At 60.1% G+C, this 15,609-nt stretch carries 16 protein-coding genes; 10 read left to right on the top strand and 6 right to left on the bottom strand.

All coding sequences use genetic code 11. The annotated features are described in order from the left end of the window. Positions 1–52: 52 nt before the first annotated feature. Complete coding sequence (locus tag ELQ88_RS03030; protein ID WP_128874672.1) at positions 53–703, bottom strand: hypothetical protein; 651 nt, start codon at positions 701–703, stop codon at positions 53–55. Positions 704–1,074: 371 nt separating this feature from the next. On the opposite strand from ELQ88_RS03030, the gene coxB reads away from it, so the two are divergent. The 4 genes from coxB (at position 1,075) to ELQ88_RS03010 (ending at position 5,456) form a co-directional block, all read left to right on the top strand. Then, on the top strand, positions 1,075–2,202 hold the full coding sequence (gene coxB, locus ELQ88_RS03025) for a cytochrome c oxidase subunit II (RefSeq protein ID WP_138963555.1): 1,128 nt from the start codon (positions 1,075–1,077) through the stop codon (positions 2,200–2,202). A gap of 82 nt (positions 2,203–2,284) precedes the next feature. Next, positions 2,285–3,874, top strand: coding sequence for a cytochrome c oxidase subunit I (gene ctaD / locus ELQ88_RS03020; protein ID WP_138963553.1), 1,590 nt, complete (start codon positions 2,285–2,287; stop codon positions 3,872–3,874). 117 nt (positions 3,875–3,991) lie between these two features. Next, complete coding sequence (locus tag ELQ88_RS03015) at positions 3,992–4,543, top strand: cytochrome c oxidase assembly protein (protein ID WP_128874669.1); 552 nt, start codon at positions 3,992–3,994, stop codon at positions 4,541–4,543. 25 nt (positions 4,544–4,568) lie between these two features. Further along, a complete protein-coding gene (locus ELQ88_RS03010; RefSeq protein ID WP_138963551.1) occupies positions 4,569–5,456 on the top strand; it encodes a cytochrome c oxidase subunit 3 in 888 nt (295 codons plus the stop codon). A gap of 20 nt (positions 5,457–5,476) precedes the next feature. Here ELQ88_RS03010 and ELQ88_RS03005 read toward each other — a convergent pair whose 3' ends face one another. Beyond that, complete coding sequence (locus ELQ88_RS03005; protein WP_008152470.1) at positions 5,477–5,680, bottom strand: twin transmembrane helix small protein; 204 nt, start codon at positions 5,678–5,680, stop codon at positions 5,477–5,479. 70 nt (positions 5,681–5,750) lie between these two features. Here ELQ88_RS03005 and ELQ88_RS03000 point away from each other — a divergent pair, with 70 nt between their 5' ends. From ELQ88_RS03000 to ELQ88_RS02980, 5 genes are read left to right on the top strand one after another with little or no spacing between them, the layout of a single operon-like run. Further along, positions 5,751–6,491, top strand: coding sequence for an SURF1 family protein (locus ELQ88_RS03000; RefSeq protein WP_138963549.1), 741 nt, complete (start codon positions 5,751–5,753; stop codon positions 6,489–6,491). Further along, the gene (locus ELQ88_RS02995; RefSeq protein WP_138963547.1) at positions 6,457–7,050 is read left to right on the top strand and encodes a hypothetical protein; all 594 of its coding nucleotides are present in this window, start codon (positions 6,457–6,459) and stop codon (positions 7,048–7,050) included. The genes ELQ88_RS03000 and ELQ88_RS02995 overlap by 35 nt, the downstream gene beginning before the upstream one ends. A gap of 10 nt (positions 7,051–7,060) precedes the next feature. After that, positions 7,061–8,140, top strand: a complete 1,080-nt coding sequence (locus ELQ88_RS02990) for a COX15/CtaA family protein (protein ID WP_128874665.1) — start codon at positions 7,061–7,063, stop codon at positions 8,138–8,140. Next, positions 8,128–9,027 carry a heme o synthase gene (cyoE, locus tag ELQ88_RS02985; protein WP_138963545.1) on the top strand — a complete coding sequence of 300 codons (900 nt, stop codon included), beginning with the start codon at positions 8,128–8,130 and terminating at the stop codon, positions 9,025–9,027. Before ELQ88_RS02990 ends, cyoE begins: the two co-directional genes overlap by 13 nt. Beyond that, complete coding sequence (locus tag ELQ88_RS02980) at positions 9,024–9,659, top strand: SCO family protein (protein ID WP_064675256.1); 636 nt, start codon at positions 9,024–9,026, stop codon at positions 9,657–9,659. Before cyoE ends, ELQ88_RS02980 begins: the two co-directional genes overlap by 4 nt. Positions 9,660–9,811: 152 nt before the next feature. Here the strand turns inward: ELQ88_RS02980 and ELQ88_RS02975 are convergent, their stop codons facing one another. From ELQ88_RS02975 to ELQ88_RS02965, 3 genes are all read right to left on the bottom strand, one after another. After that, a complete protein-coding gene (locus ELQ88_RS02975; protein ID WP_128874663.1) occupies positions 9,812–10,585 on the bottom strand; it encodes a MetQ/NlpA family ABC transporter substrate-binding protein in 774 nt (257 codons plus the stop codon). Between the two features lie 71 nt (positions 10,586–10,656). Next, complete coding sequence (locus tag ELQ88_RS02970; protein ID WP_128874662.1) at positions 10,657–11,331, bottom strand: methionine ABC transporter permease; 675 nt, start codon at positions 11,329–11,331, stop codon at positions 10,657–10,659. Beyond that, entirely contained in the window at positions 11,331–12,338 is a 1,008-nt protein-coding gene (locus tag ELQ88_RS02965; protein WP_128874661.1) for a methionine ABC transporter ATP-binding protein, read from the bottom strand. The genes ELQ88_RS02970 and ELQ88_RS02965 overlap by 1 nt, the downstream gene beginning before the upstream one ends. A 243-nt stretch (positions 12,339–12,581) precedes the next feature. Between ELQ88_RS02965 and katE the strand changes: the two genes are divergently transcribed. Continuing rightward, positions 12,582–14,747 carry a catalase HPII gene (katE, locus tag ELQ88_RS02960; RefSeq protein ID WP_224790916.1) on the top strand — a complete coding sequence of 722 codons (2,166 nt, stop codon included), beginning with the start codon at positions 12,582–12,584 and terminating at the stop codon, positions 14,745–14,747. 120 nt (positions 14,748–14,867) lie between these two features. On the opposite strand, the gene ELQ88_RS02955 is transcribed toward katE, so the two are convergent. Continuing rightward, on the bottom strand, positions 14,868–15,584 hold the full coding sequence (locus ELQ88_RS02955; RefSeq protein ID WP_128874659.1) for a PA5502 family lipoprotein: 717 nt from the start codon (positions 15,582–15,584) through the stop codon (positions 14,868–14,870). Positions 15,585–15,609 lie beyond the last annotated feature (25 nt).

Genomic DNA, 15,609 nt, shown 5'->3' with positions numbered 1-15,609 from the left:
TTAACGACCATCGCGAGCAAGCTCGCTCCTACAGGGGCATGAAGATATTGCGTCAGGCTGCCGGTTGATCCAGCTCCAGGCCCACGCCCAGTTGGCGCGACAGGCATGGCCAGCGTTTCCACGCAGCACCGGTGTCCGGGCTGTTGAGTTTCTCGCGGTAGGCTTCCACCGATTCCAGCGCGAAACTCTCTTCGTTGAGCATCTCGTCGACGGCGTGATGTACCGCCTCATCCAGTTGATTAGCGAATGCCTCACCGATCAGATGATGCGCAATCAGGTTGGCCACAGTCATGTCCAATGGGATCAGTGGCTGGCCAAAATGCTTGATGTACAGGTCATTGACCTCTTCGACCAGACGGTGTGCCAGATAGGCTTCGTCCAGCAGGCTATCCAGACCGACGTGACCGGCCATGATCGCCGGGGGCTGGAGGAAGAACTGCTCGGCGATTTTCAGCACCGGCTTGATCTGTGATTCGATGCCCGCTTCCCTGGCGACTTCATTGGCTGCATCCAGCAGGTCCGGTACTTGTTCGATATACGCGGCCACAAAACGCGTCATCACGCCGTTGGCGTCGACCTCCGGCAATTGGATGGCGGAGTGAAGGTGTGGCAGTTGGGTTTCCAGCTGACGCGTCAGCAGGCCGGTTTCGGCTTCATGTTGTTGGGCTTTTTGGATCTGCTCGCGCAATGCGGCGGTGTTCATGAAAACTCCAGGAAACAAAGGCAATGAAATAGGGAAGACATAACTTAGCTGCCTTATGAACAATGCTAAGACGCATTCTTCATAAGTGTTCCATCCTTGAGACATCTCCGTTATATCGAATGGTGACCACTGGTCTGCATCCTTCTCCATTCGTACCCTGGAACGCAAGTCCCAGCTGTTTCACACGATTTACGCCGCCACGTTGCGAGGTGCCAGTCGCTGTCTATACTCGGGTGGGAATGGAGTTAGCTGATGACGCCCGACTGCACGCGCAGCAAGGCTTGGCGATTCAAGTTCGTAGTCTGAAAAAGCCGCTCCCTTGCCGCAGGTGAAAGCCGGCGGGATAAAAAGAACGATAAGGGGAACCCGCAATGATGCGACATCCACATGTCTGGATGGGCCTCCTGTTGTGGTCGATTTTCAGTCCGGCACACGCCGCATGGACTGTAAATATGGCGCCTGGAGCGACTGAAATCAGTCACGCAGTATTTGACCTGCACATGACCATTTTCTGGATTTGTGTAGTGATCGGCATCATCGTCTTCGGCGCCATGTTCTGGTCGATGATTCTCCACCGCCGCTCGACCGGGCAGGTGGCCGCAAAATTTCATGAAAGCACCACCGTCGAAATCCTCTGGACCATCGTGCCCTTCCTGATATTGGTGGCGATGGCGATCCCGGCGACCGCAACCCTGATCAAGATGTACGACGCCACCGAGCCGGATATCGATATCCAGGTCACGGGCTATCAGTGGAAGTGGCATTACAAGTACCTGGGCCAAGACGTCGAGTTCTTCAGCAACCTGGCCACGCCCGCCGATCAGATCCACAACAAGGAAGCCAAGGGCGAGCACTACCTGCTTGAGGTCGACAAGCCACTGGTGCTGCCGATCGGCGCCAAGGTGCGCTTCCTGGTGACGTCTGCCGACGTCATTCACTCCTGGTGGGTGCCGGCCTTCGCGGTCAAGCGCGATGCGATTCCGGGGTTCGTCAACGAAGCCTGGACCCGGGTCGAGAAGCCCGGCCTCTACCGCGGCCAGTGCGCGGAGCTGTGCGGCAAGGACCATGGCTTCATGCCAATCGTGGTCGAGGTCAAGGAAAAGGCCGACTACGAAAAATGGCTGGGCGAACGCAAGGCTGAGGCCGCGCAGCTCAAAGAGCTGACCAGCAAGGATTGGACCCTCGACGAGCTCAAGGAGCGCGGCGACAAGGTCTATCACACCACGTGCGTGGCCTGTCACCAGGCCGAAGGCCAGGGCCTGCCACCCATGTTCCCGGCACTCAAAGGCTCGAAAATCGCCACCGGCCCGATCAAGGATCACCTGAGCATTGTCTTCCACGGCAAGCCCGGCACCGCCATGGCGGCGTTCGGCAAGCAGCTCTCGGAAGTCGATATCGCGGCGGTCGTGACCTATGAACGTAACGCCTGGGGCAACAACAAGGGCGACATGGTCACGCCAAAAGAAGTACTGGAGCTGAAACAGGCGGAAAGCAAATGACCCGGTCTATTGCGCATCCCAGGAACCGGTCGGGGCATCGCGCCCCGGCCTGCCCAGCCCATCTGTTTGCAGGAGACAGGCCATGAGCGCCGTTATCGATGACCACGGTCATGCCACCGACCATGCCCACGGCCCCGCCAAAGGCCTGATGCGCTGGGTGCTGACCACCAACCACAAGGATATCGGCACGCTGTACCTGTGGTTTGCGTTCTCCATGTTCTTGCTCGGCGGTTCGTTCGCGATGGTAATCCGCGCCGAACTGTTTCAGCCGGGGCTGCAAATCGTCCAACCGGAATTCTTCAACCAGATGACCACCATGCATGGACTGGTGATGGTGTTCGGTGCGGTGATGCCGGCGTTCGTCGGCCTCGCCAACTGGATGATCCCGTTGATGATCGGCGCGCCGGACATGGCGCTGCCGCGGATGAACAACTTCAGCTTCTGGCTGCTGCCGGCGGCGTTCATCCTGCTGGTATCGACCCTGTTCACCCCCGGCGGCGGACCCAACTTCGGCTGGACCTTCTATGCCCCCCTATCGACGACCTACGCGCCGGAAAGCGTGACCTTCTTCATCTTTGCCATCCACTTGATGGGGATTAGTTCGATCATGGGTGCGATCAACGTGATCGCCACCATCCTCAACCTGCGCGCCCCCGGCATGACATTGATGAAAATGCCGCTGTTCGTCTGGACCTGGCTGATCACCGCCTTCCTGCTGATTGCAGTGATGCCGGTGCTGGCCGGGTGCGTGACCATGATGCTGATGGACATCCACTTCGGTACCAGCTTCTTCAGTGCCGCCGGTGGCGGTGATCCGGTGCTGTTCCAGCACGTGTTCTGGTTCTTCGGCCACCCCGAGGTATACATCATGATCCTGCCGGCCTTCGGTGCCGTCAGCTCGATCATCCCGACCTTTTCGCGCAAGCCGCTGTTCGGCTACACCTCGATGGTCTACGCCACCGCCAGTATTGCGTTCCTGTCGTTCATCGTCTGGGCGCACCACATGTTCGTGGTCGGCATTCCGCTGGTAGGCGAGCTGTTCTTCATGTACGCCACGCTGCTGATCGCAGTGCCCACCGGGGTCAAGGTGTTCAACTGGGCCAGCACCATGTGGCAAGGCTCGCTGACCTTCGAGACGCCGATGCTGTTCGCGGTGGCGTTTGTGATCCTGTTTTCCATCGGTGGCTTCTCCGGCCTGATGCTGGCCATCGCCCCGGCAGACTTCCAGTACCAGGACACCTACTTCGTGGTCGCGCACTTCCACTACGTGCTGGTGCCGGGGGCGATCTTCGGGATCTTCGCCTCAGCCTACTACTGGCTGCCGAAATGGACCGGCCACATGTACGACGAAACCCTCGGCAAACTGCATTTCTGGCTGTCGTTCATCGGCATGAACATGGCTTTCTTCCCGATGCACTTCGTGGGGCTGGCGGGAATGCCGCGGCGGATTCCCGACTACAACCTGCAGTTCGCCGACTTCAACATGGTGTCGTCGATCGGCGCGTTCATGTTCGGCACTACGCAGATCTTCTTCCTGTTTATCGTGATCAAGACCATTCGCGGCGGCCCGCCGGCACCGGCCAAACCGTGGGATGGGGCCGAAGGCCTGGAATGGAGCATTCCGTCACCGGCGCCGTATCACACCTTCACCACGCCGCCGGAAGTGAAATGAAATGCCTCGATCCTGTAGGAGCTGGCTTGCCAGCGAAGGATTCAACCCAGTGTGTCAGACATACCGCTTTCGCTGGCAAGCCAGCTCCTACAGGGTTATGCGTAAGGGTTAAAAATCATGGCTGACTCGATTTCGACGAAGAAGTTGGTCACGCGCCTGCTGTTGGTGGTGGTGACGATGTTTGTCTTCGGCTTTGCCCTGGTGCCGATCTACGACGTGATGTGCCAGGCGTTCGGCATCAACGGCAAGACTGCCGGGCAGTATGAGGGTGAACAAACGGTCGACACCTCGCGGCAAGTGCGCGTGCAGTTTCTGTCGACCAACTCCGCCGACATGTCGTGGGATTTCTATCCGAAGAGCGATGAATTGACGGCCAACCCGGGGGCGGTGAACGAGATGATTTTCATTGCCCACAACCCGACCGATCGCCCGATGAGTGCCCAGGCGGTGCCGAGCATCGCGCCCAGTGCAGCTGCGGCGTACTTTCACAAGACCGAATGTTTCTGCTTTACCCAGCAAGTGCTGCAGCCCGGTCAACGGATCGAGATGCCGGTACGTTTCATCGTTGACCGTGACATGCCCAAGGATGTGAAGCACCTGACGCTGTCCTACACGCTGTTCGATATCACCGCCCGACATCCACCGGTGGCTGTAAATACTGGCGGCTGAGCGTGCCCGATAAGGAGAACAATAAATGGCAACTCATGAACATTATTACGTACCGGCCCAGAGCAAGTGGCCGATCATTGCCACCTTCGGCATGCTCACCACTGTGTTCGGCCTGGCCACCTGGTTCAACGATCTGAAAGCGGCGCGGCCGGATTCCCACGGTCCACTGATCTTTTTCGTCGGCGGCCTGTTGCTGGCCTACATGTTGTTCGGCTGGTTCGGGACAGTGATCAAGGAAAGTCGCCAAGGGCTGTACAGCGCGCAGATGGATCGCTCGTTTCGCTGGGGCATGAGCTGGTTCATCTTCTCGGAGGTGATGTTCTTCATCGCTTTCTTCGGTGCGCTGTTTTATGTGCGTCATGTCTCCGGTCCGGCACTGGGCGGTGAAGGCCCCAAAGGCATCGCTCATATGCTTTGGCCGAACTTCGAGTTCATCTGGCCATTACTGAATAACCCGGATTCGAAACTCTTTCCGCCACCCAAGGAAGTCATCAGCCCCTGGGGCCTGCCACTGCTCAACACCGTGTTGCTGGTGAGTTCCAGCGTCACCGTGACCATCGCCCACCACGCCTTGAAAAAGGGTCATCGCGGCGCGTTGAAAATCTGGCTGGCGATCACCGTGCTGCTGGGCTGCGCGTTCCTCGGCTTTCAGGCCGAAGAGTACATGCATGCCTACCACGAACTGGGCCTGACCCTGGGTTCGGGCATCTATGGCGCGACGTTCTTCATGCTCACTGGCTTCCACGGCGCCCACGTGACCATCGGCACCATCATCCTGTTTGTGATGCTGATGCGCATCATGCGTGGGCACTTCGATAACGAGCACCAGTTCGGGTTTGAAGCCGCGAGTTGGTACTGGCACTTCGTGGACGTGGTGTGGATCGGGCTGTTCGTTTTCGTCTATGTGTTGTAGGAGCGAGCTTGCTCCTACAGCTACCACGGAACGTGGGACACCAGCTGGCCGCTGAAGAAACCCCAGGCAATCAAGCCGACGGTGATGGCGGCCAGAGCGACACGGACACTCAAGGCAATGACGAGGCGGTTCGAGCTGCTGTCGTCCTTGACCAGAAAAAACAGGCCGCTGAACAGGCTGACAACCGTGGCAATCAGCATCAGGACGATGGCTGCTTTGAGCATGGTGGAACTCCGGGGGTAAGGCGATGCACTTGAGTATAGCTATCGCGACGCATGACTTTCTGGCGATGCCATGAAGCGCTTCCGGCCGGGCATCGTGCCGACCCTGGTGGTCGCGCTGTTGCTGCCCCTGCTGGTTTCACTCGGGTTCTGGCAGTTGAGCCGGGGCGCGGAGAAAAGCGCGCTGCTGCAAAACTATGCCGAACGCCGGGTCGCCGAACCGATGGCCAGTACTGAATTGCAACGCACTGAGGATCCGGCGTTCCGCCGCGTTCGCTTGCACGGCCAGTTCGATGCCGCGCACAGCCTGCTGCTGGATAACCGCCAGCGCGACGGCAAGGTCGGCGTCGAGCTGCTGCAACCCTTTCAGGATCAGGCGAGCGGACTGTGGTTGCTGGTCAATCGCGGCTGGCTGCCATGGCCGGACCGACGCACCCCGCCGCAATTCACCACACCCAAAGAGGCATTGAGTCTCGACGCCTGGGTCTACGTCTCCCCCGGCGCCACTTTTCAACTGCACGCCGACCCGAACACCACGACCTGGCCACAGCTGGTGACCGCCGTCGAACCGGCCAGGCTCTGGACCACGCTGGACCGTGACGGCTTCGCCTACGAACTACGCGCAGAAAGCGGCCCCGCGACTTACCAGGCCGATTGGCCGGTGGTGGCCATGGGCCCGGAAAAACACCTGGCTTATGCCGTGCAGTGGTTCGCGATGTCGATCGCCCTGTTCGGCCTTTACCTTTATCTCGGCTGGCACAACGCAAAGGAGAAACACCATGGGAGCGGCCATGAATCCACCCAACATGTCTGAGGCGAAAACCCCGGCGAGTCGGCGCAAGGGTCGCGTACAGTTATTGCTGATCCTGCTGGGGGTGATCGGCCCGATGATCCTTGCCACCGGCATGTACAAATTTCAGTTCTGGGTGCCGGAAGGCCGCAGTTATCACGGCGAATTGATCGGCAACGGCCAGACCCGCGCGGACATTGGTGTGCAAGCGCAGGAGGACCGTTGGCAGTTGCTGGTCACCGCCCCCAAGGAGTGTTCGGTCGATTGCCAGCAGCTGGTGTACCTGGCGCGGCAAGTCCAGATCGGCCTCGGCCGTGATGCCGGGCGCGCCAGTCACGCCCTGGCCGCGGCGCAACCGCTGAACAGCGATTACGACGCCAGGCTGACGCGCGAGTACCCCCAACTGCAACGTTACCCCATGGAGCTGACGACCTTCAGCAAGACGACCGGGGACGCAACCGTGCCGCAGCTGTGGATCATCGACCCTCACGGCAATCTGGTGCTGCGCTACGACCCGTCGGTCAAAGGCAAGGACCTGCTCAACGACCTGCGCCATTTGCTGAAACTGTCGAACATCGGATAAGGGCATCGTCATGGCCAAACCTGGATTTCGCCTCGCGCTGTTTGCCACCTTGCTGGCACTGATTGTGGTGTTGCTCGGCGCCTACACCCGCCTGACCCACGCCGGCCTCGGCTGCCCGGACTGGCCGGGGTGCTACGGATTTATCAGCGTGCCGAACAGCGAAGCCCAACTGGCCCATGCCGAGCTGCACTTTCCCGATGCGCCCGTCGAAGCCCACAAGGGCTGGAACGAGATGGTCCATCGCTACTTCGCCGGCACTCTCGGGCTGTTGATCTCGGTCTTGGCCGGCCGTGCCTGGGTGCATCGGCGCCAGCCGGGACAACCGGTGAAGTTGCCGCTGTTTCTGTTGGCCGTGGTAATCGCCCAGGCGGCATTCGGTATGTGGACGGTGACGCTCAAGCTCTGGCCGCAAGTGGTGACCGGGCATTTGCTCGGCGGCTTCGCGACCTTGAGCCTGTTGTTTCTCCTGACCTTGCGCCTGTCCGGCGTATTGCCAGCACTGACGGTACCGCGTCGATTACAGCACTGGGCGACCGCCGGGTTGCTGCTGGTCATCGGGCAGATCGCTCTTGGCGGTTGGGTCAGTTCCAACTACGCGGCGGTGGCCTGCATCGACTTTCCCACTTGCCACGGGCAATGGCTGCCGCCTGCCGACTTCGCCAACGGCTTTCACCTGACCCAGCACATCGGCCCGAATTACCTCGGCGGGCAACTGGACAGCGATGCCCGCACCGCGATTCACCTGACTCACCGTATCGGTGCCCTGCTGGTGACCCTGGCGTTGCTCGGCCTGGCCTGGCAACTGAAGGTGGTCGGCATGACGCGCCTGGCCGGGCTGGTGCTGATCGCCCTCGCCGCACAAATCACCCTCGGCATCAGCAACGTGCTGTTTCATTTGCCACTGCCCGTGGCTGTCGCCCACAACGCCGGCGGCGCAGCACTCTTGCTGACGATGGTGCTGGTCAATTATCACGCGCGAACCAGTCTGGTTCGGGTCAAGCAGCAAACCCCTGCACGCTGGCGCTTCAGCCCGCGTAAACATTCGGCCGGGCCCATAACAATAAAAGGAGAGATGCCATGGCGACTCTGATCGGCGAACGTCACAGCCAGGCCATCTGGCGCGACTATCTGGAGCTGACCAAGCCGAAAGTGGTGGTGCTGATGCTGATCACCTCGCTGGTCGGCATGTTCCTCGCGACACGCGCCGGGGTGCCATGGACGGTGCTGGTGTTCGGCAACCTGGGAATCGCCTTGTGCGCCAGCGGCGCGGCGGCGGTCAATCATGTGGTGGACCGGCGGATAGACGCGGTCATGGCGCGCACGCATAAACGACCGCTGGCCGAGGGCCGGGTAACACCTGCCGCCGCGCTGACCTTCGCCCTCGTGCTGGCACTGCTCGGCCAAGCCTTGTTGCTGGCCTTCACTAACCCATTGACCGCGTGGCTGACTCTTGCCTCGCTGCTCGGCTACGCGGTGGTCTACACAGGTTTCCTGAAACGCGCGACGCCGCAGAACATCGTCATCGGCGGACTGGCCGGCGCCGCCCCGCCACTGCTCGGCTGGACCGCCGCCACCGGTCACGTCAGCGCCGAACCCCTGTTGCTGGTGCTGATCATCTTCGCCTGGACTCCGCCGCACTTCTGGGCCCTGGCCATTCACCGCAAAGAGGAATACGCCAAGGCCGACATTCCGATGCTGCCGGTGACCCATGGCGAGCACTACACCAAGGTTCACATCCTGCTTTACACCTTTGCGCTGCTGGCCGTGAGCCTGATGCCGTATGTGATCCACATGAGCGGCATCCTCTACCTGATTTGCGCACTGGGCCTGGGCGCGAGGTTTCTGCAATGGGCCGTGGTGCTGTACCGTGGCACTCGGCCGCACGCGGCGATCAACACCTTCAAGTACTCTATCTACTACTTGTTCCTGCTGTTTATCGCGCTGCTCGTAGACCACTACTTACTGTTGAACCTATGACTCGAACCCAGAAAACCGTCTTCATCCTCGTCGCCCTGATCGCGCTGGTCCTGGGCCTGACCATCAACAAAGTCCTGTCCGGAAAAGGCCAGGGCGATCCGACCGCGTTGATCGACGCCGGCATCATCCTGCTGCCGCAGAGCCGCAACCTGCCGGATGTGACGATGACCGATCAGGACGGCAAGCCGGTCACGGTCAACGAGTTGAAAGGCAAATGGTCGCTGCTGTTCTTCGGCTACACCTTCTGCCCGGACATCTGCCCGACCACCCTCGCCCAGCTGCGCCAGATCAAAAGCGAGCTGCCACCCGAGGCGGTGGACAAGCTGCAGATCGTGCTGGTCAGCGTCGACCCGAACCGCGACACGCCCAAGCAGCTCAAGCAGTACCTGGGCTACTTCGATCCGCAGTTCATAGGGCTGACCGCGTCTTCGGTCGAAGACATTCAGAAACTGGCCAATGCGGTGAGTATTCCGTTCATTCCGGCGGACACCAGCAAGCCGAATTACACGGTCGATCATAGTGGCAACCTGGCGGTGATCGGGCCGGACGGGACGCAGCGCGGGTTTATTCGGGCGCCGTTGAATAATGTGAAGTTGGTGGCGCAGTTGCCGGTGATGCTTAACCGCAAATAAACACGACACGGCCCCCTGTAGGAGCCAGGCTTGCCGGCGAAGGCGCCCGTGAGATCGCCTTCGCCGGCAAGCCGGCTCCTACAGGGTTGGTGTTTCAGGCATAAAAAAATGGGGCGCATTGAATGCGCCCCATTTTTCGTTACAGCCTCAGATCAGAACGCCGGCACCACCGCGCCTTTGTACTTCTCGAGAATGAACGCCTTCACTTCCGGGCTGTGCAGTGCGGTCACCAGTTTCTGCATGGCAACACTGTCCTTGTCGTCCGGACGGGCTACCAGGATGTTCACGTAAGGCGAGTCGCTGCCTTCGATGACCAGCGCATCCTTGGCCGGATCAAGCTTGGCTTCCAGCGCATAGTTGGTGTTGATCAGCGCCAGGTCGACCTGGGTCAGCACGCGGGGGATGGTCGCGGCTTCCAGTTCGCGGAATTTCAGGTCCTTGGTGTTTTCGGTGATGTCCTTCACGGTCGACAGGATGTTGTTCGAATCCTTCAACTTGATCAGGCCGGCCTTCGCCAGCAGCAACAGCGCACGGCCGCCGTTGGTGGCATCGTTCGGGATCACGACGTTGGCACCGCCTGGCAGTTCGGTCAGCGCCTTGTACTTGCTGGAGTAAGCACCCAGCGGCTCGAGGTGTACGCCGGTCACGGCCACCAGATTGGTGGTCTTGGCCTTGTTGAATTCATCGAGGTACGGCTGGTGCTGGAAGAAGTTGGCGTCCAGACGCTTCTCGGCCACCTGCACGTTCGGCTGGATGTAGTCGGTGAACACTTTGACCCTCAGGTCCACGCCTTCCTTGGCCAGGGCCGGCTTGACGAATTCGAGGATTTCCGCGTGCGGGACCGGGGTGGCAGCGACGGTCAGGGTGTCGGCAGCGTGGGCGGAAAAGGCTGCAACGGCAGCGAATGCGACGAGTAGTTTTTTCATTCAGCTAACTCCATGTGAGACGCCTGTCTTCGGCGCCTGCCAGCGAATGGCCGGCTCATGCATTAAAAAGCTCATTTACGAGAAAAGTGGACAACCAATTTGTCACCAACGGTTTGCAGCACTTGCACCAGCACCAGCAGTAACACCACGGTGACCACCATCACATCGGTCTGGAAACGCTGGTAACCGAAACGGATCGCCAGGTCACCCAGGCCGCCGGCGCCGACCACGCCGGCCATCGCCGTGTAGGACACCAGGGTAATGGCGGTCACGGTAATCGCGGCGAAGATGCCTGGGCGAGCTTCCGGCAGCAAGGCATTGGTGATGATCTGTCGCGTCGTCGCGCCCATGGCCTGGGTCGCCTCGATGATGCCGCGATCCACTTCACGCAAAGCGGTTTCCACCAGTCGCGCGAAGAATGGCGTGGCGCCTATCACCAAGGGTGGAATCGCACCGGCGACCCCCAGCGAAGTACCGGTGATCAACACCGTGAACGGAATCATCACGATCAACAGAATGATGAACGGCAGCGAACGCAGGATGTTCACCACCAGCGACAACATCGCATAGACGCCCTTGGCTTCCAGCAATTGGCGCGGGCTGCAGAGGAACAGCAATACGCCCAGCGGCAGGCCCAGCAGCACGGTGAACAACAGCGAACCGAAGAGCATCAGCAAGGTATCGCCGGTGGCCAGCCAGATTTCGAACCAGTCGATGTTGGCGAAGAAACTTGTCAGGACTTCCATTAGCGCAGGACCTCCATGTGGACGTCGGCTGCGGTGAATTGGGCGAACGCCGCCTCCATGTCGCCGCCGGTCACGGCCAGGGTCAACTGCCCGTAGGGGACGTCTTTGATGCGGTCGATACGACCGGCCAGGATGCTGTAGTCCACGCCCGTTTCCCGAGCGACGGTCCCCAGCAACGGCGCGTAGGTCGCTTCGCCCTGGAAGGTCAGGCGCACAATGCGACCCGGTACGTGAGCGAAGTCATCGCGTTGCTCGCTTTCATCGATCTGCTCGTCTTCTTGCACAAAGCGTTTGGTCGTCGGGTGCTTGGGATGCAGGAACACCTCGGCCACCGAACCTTGCTCGACGATCACGCCAGCGTCCATCACTGCCACCTGGTCACAGACCCGACGGATCACGTCCATCTCGTGGGTGATCAGGACAATGGTCAGCTTCAGCTCGCGATTGATCTCGGCCAGCAATTGCAGGACCGACGCAGTGGTCTGCGGGTCCAGCGCGCTGGTGGCTTCATCGCACAGCAGGATTTTAGGCTTGGTTGCCAGGGCGCGGGCGATGCCGACGCGCTGCTTCTGGCCGCCAGACAATTGCGCCGGGTACTTCTTCGCGTGGTCGGACAAGCCCACCCGCGCCAGCAACTCGGCCACACGCCGGTCGATGTCGCTGCGCGACAGTTCACCGGCCAGGGTCAGCGGCAGCGCGACGTTATCGGCCACGGTCTTGGACGCCAGCAGGTTGAAGTGCTGGAAAATCATCCCGACCTGCTGGCGGAAGCGGCGCAGGCTGTTGGCATCCAGCGCGGTGACTTCTTCTCCATCGACGAAGATCTTGCCGCCACTGGCGTTTTCCAGGCGATTGATCAGACGCAGCAGGGTACTTTTTCCCGCGCCGGAGTGGCCGATCAGGCCGAATACCTGACCGTTCTCAATCGACAGACTGGTCGGGTGCAGGGCGGGGATATCCTTACCGGCGACGCGGTAGGTTTTGTGGACGTTTTGAAACTCGATCACGTAGCGAACCTTGTGGGGCGCGTTAGAAAAGGATCAGCGGATAGCCGGGCGCGCATTTTAGCCTGTCCGTATAGAGGTTCTTAGCATTTATTTCGCATTCATCCTGTCATTTGGCAATAACGCGATCAAAGGTCAGAAAAAAGGAACGGCTAAAAATGTCATCAGTCATTAATTAGGCAACTCGAAAACGCCCCCGGGTGCCGTGCCTGGGGATATTGCCCAAGCGTCCTGGCTACGGCAGGAATCGCACCGAGGAGTTTACGACTGATGAGCACTAAAAAGCCTGCCGCCCCCAAAAGCGCACTGGCCGGGACCGATACCCTGGACCGCGGCAACACCAACGCCAAGCTCGACAGCCTGGAAAAATTTCGCTCCGACGCCACTGAACAGGCCCTGCGCACCAATCAGGGCGTGAAGGTTTCAGACAACCAGAACACGTTGAAGGTCGGCGACCGCGGGCCATCGTTGCTGGAAGACTTCATCATGCGTGAAAAGATCACGCATTTTGACCATGAGCGTATTCCCGAACGCATCGTGCACGCCCGCGGGACCGGTGCCCATGGCTACTTTCAGTCGTACGAAAACCATTCCGTGCTGACCAAGGCCGGCTTCCTGCAAGACCCGGCCAAACAAACCCCGGTGTTCGTGCGCTTTTCCACGGTGCAGGGCCCTCGCGGGTCGGGCGATACCGTGCGCGACGTACGAGGTTTCGCGGTGAAGTTCTTCACTGACGAAGGCAACTTCGACCTGGTGGGCAACAACATGCCGGTGTTCTTCATTCAGGATGCGATCAAGTTTCCGGATTTCGTGCACGCGGTGAAACCCGAACCCCACAACGAGATTCCTACCGGCGGTTCGGCTCACGACACCTTCTGGGACTTCGTATCGCTGGTGCCGGAATCGGCGCACATGGTGATCTGGGCCATGTCCGACCGGGCGATCCCGAAAAGCCTGCGTAGCATGCAGGGCTTCGGCGTGCACACTTTCCGCCTGATCAACGCCGAAGGTAAATCGCGCTTCGTCAAATTCCACTGGCGCCCTTCTGCCGGGACTTGCTCGCTGGTCTGGGATGAAGCGCAGAAACTCGCCGGTAAAGACACCGACTACCACCGTCGCGATCTGTGGGAGTCGATCGAGATGGGCGATTACCCGGAATGGGAGCTGGGCGTCCAGGTGGTCGAAGAGGAAAACGAGCACACCTTCGATTTCGACTTGCTCGACCCGACCAAAATCATTCCCGAAGAAACCGTGCCGATTACTCCGCTGGGCAAGATGGTGCTCAACCGCAACCCGGACAACTTCTTTGCCGAGACCGAGCAGGTCGCGTTCTGCCCCGGACATATCGTGCCGGGGATCGACTTCTCCAACGATCCGCTGCTGCAAGGGCGACTGTTTTCCTACACCGATACGCAGATCAGCCGACTCGGCGGACCGAATTTTCACGAGATTCCAATCAACCGTCCGGTTGCGCCGTTCCACAACGGTCAGCGGGATGCGCTACACCGCACCACCATCGACAAGGGCCGTGCCTCCTACGAGCCGAACTCCATTGACGGCGGCTGGCCGAAAGAAACCCCGCCCGCCGCACAAAATGGTGGCTTCGAGACCCATCCGGAGCGCATCGATGCGAACAAGATTCGCCAACGCAGCGAGTCCTTCGGCGACCACTTCTCCCAGGCGCGGCTGTTCTTTCACAGCATGAGCAAGCACGAGCAGGAGCACATCATTGCCGCTTACAGCTTTGAGCTGGGCAAGGTCGAGCGTGAGCACATCCGCGCACGCGAGGTGAATGAGATCCTCGCCAACATCGACCTGGAACTGGCCGGGCGCGTCGCACAGAACCTCGGCCTGCCAGCGCCGAAAGCCGGCACGGTCGATGTGCCGAAAATATCTCTGGATCGCTCGCCGGCCTTGAGCCAGGCCAACTTGCTGCCGGGCGATATCAAGACGCGTAAAGTGGCGATTCTGGCGGCCAACGGTGTCGACGGTGCCGCGATCGATGCGATGAAGAAAGCGCTGAAAGCCGAAGGTGCCCACGCCAAACTGCTCGGCCCTACCTCGGCGCCCGTGACAACGGCCGATGGCAAGGCGCTGCCCGTGGATGCGTCGATGGAAGGCCTGCCATCCATCGCGTTCGACGCGGTATTCGTGCCCGGTGGCGCGGCGTCGATCAAGGCGTTGAGCACCGATGGCGTGGCGCTGCATTACCTGCTTGAGGCTTACAAACACTTGAAGGCCATCGCGTTGCACGGGGAGGCGAAACAGTTGCTGGATCTGTTGAAGCTGGAGGTTGATGCGGGGTTGATCGTGGGGACGGACGCCGCGAAGTTGACCAAGCCGTTTTTTGCTGCGATCGGGCAGCATCGCGTGTGGGATCGGGAACCTAAGGCCAAGGGGATTCCGGCTTAAGGTTTTGTGTCAATAGGGGGGCGCCTTCGCGGGCAAGCCTCGTTTCCACAGGATTTGTGTCGTTAACCAACGTTGTGAACGACACTGAACCTGTGGGAGCGGGCTTGCCCGCGATGCTTTTTAGGGCTTACGCGGACTTAGAACGATCTGCGCCGGAATGTTACGCAAAATCTGCTTTTCCAGATTCAGATCAAACTCCGAATCCAGCTTCTTCACCCGCTTGGTCAGCAAGGTCGCCAACCAGGGATAATCCTGGGTGCGCGGCGCCTGAATGCTCACGTCACACTGATAATTCACCACATCGGCGGCGATAGCGTCCAGTTGCCGGCGAAGCTTGGCCATATCCGTCAGGTTCAACGCCACCGTGGTGCTTTCGGCCGTCGGGTCGATGACTTTGGCCTGCGGCTTGGCTTCGGCCGCCATAAGCGCCGCTTCAGCCCTGTCCAGCTCGGCTTTGCGCGCATTGACGATCGCGTTGTTGACCCCGCCGGTCAGCGCCGGAGCCTTGGGCATCAACGCCCGGGCGCGGCTCAGGGCAGTGGCGGCCGCGTTCACATCACCTTTTTGCAGCACGATCTGGCTACGGCGCAGATAAGCTTCGGCCAGTTGCCGCTGATATTGCTCAAGGGATTGATCGTTGGGCGACTCGGCCTGCAAGGTGGCCAGTTGACCTTCCGCGGTCGCCAATTCGCTGCTGGCGAGGCTTTGTTCCAGCTGTGCAATGGCCGTTGCCCGTGCATCGGCAGGCTCGGTGGCCGCCGGTGGCGTGCTTTGGCAAGCGCCCAGCAGCAGAGAAAATGCGACAAGGAGCAGATAACGGGAGGCGAACGGCTTCATTCCTGCGACTCTCTATTTGCGCAAA

This window comes from Pseudomonas sp. MPC6 (assembly GCF_006094435.1).
GTDB lineage: Bacteria > Pseudomonadota > Gammaproteobacteria > Pseudomonadales > Pseudomonadaceae > Aquipseudomonas.
This window is presented reverse-complemented; position numbering and strand designations above follow the sequence as displayed.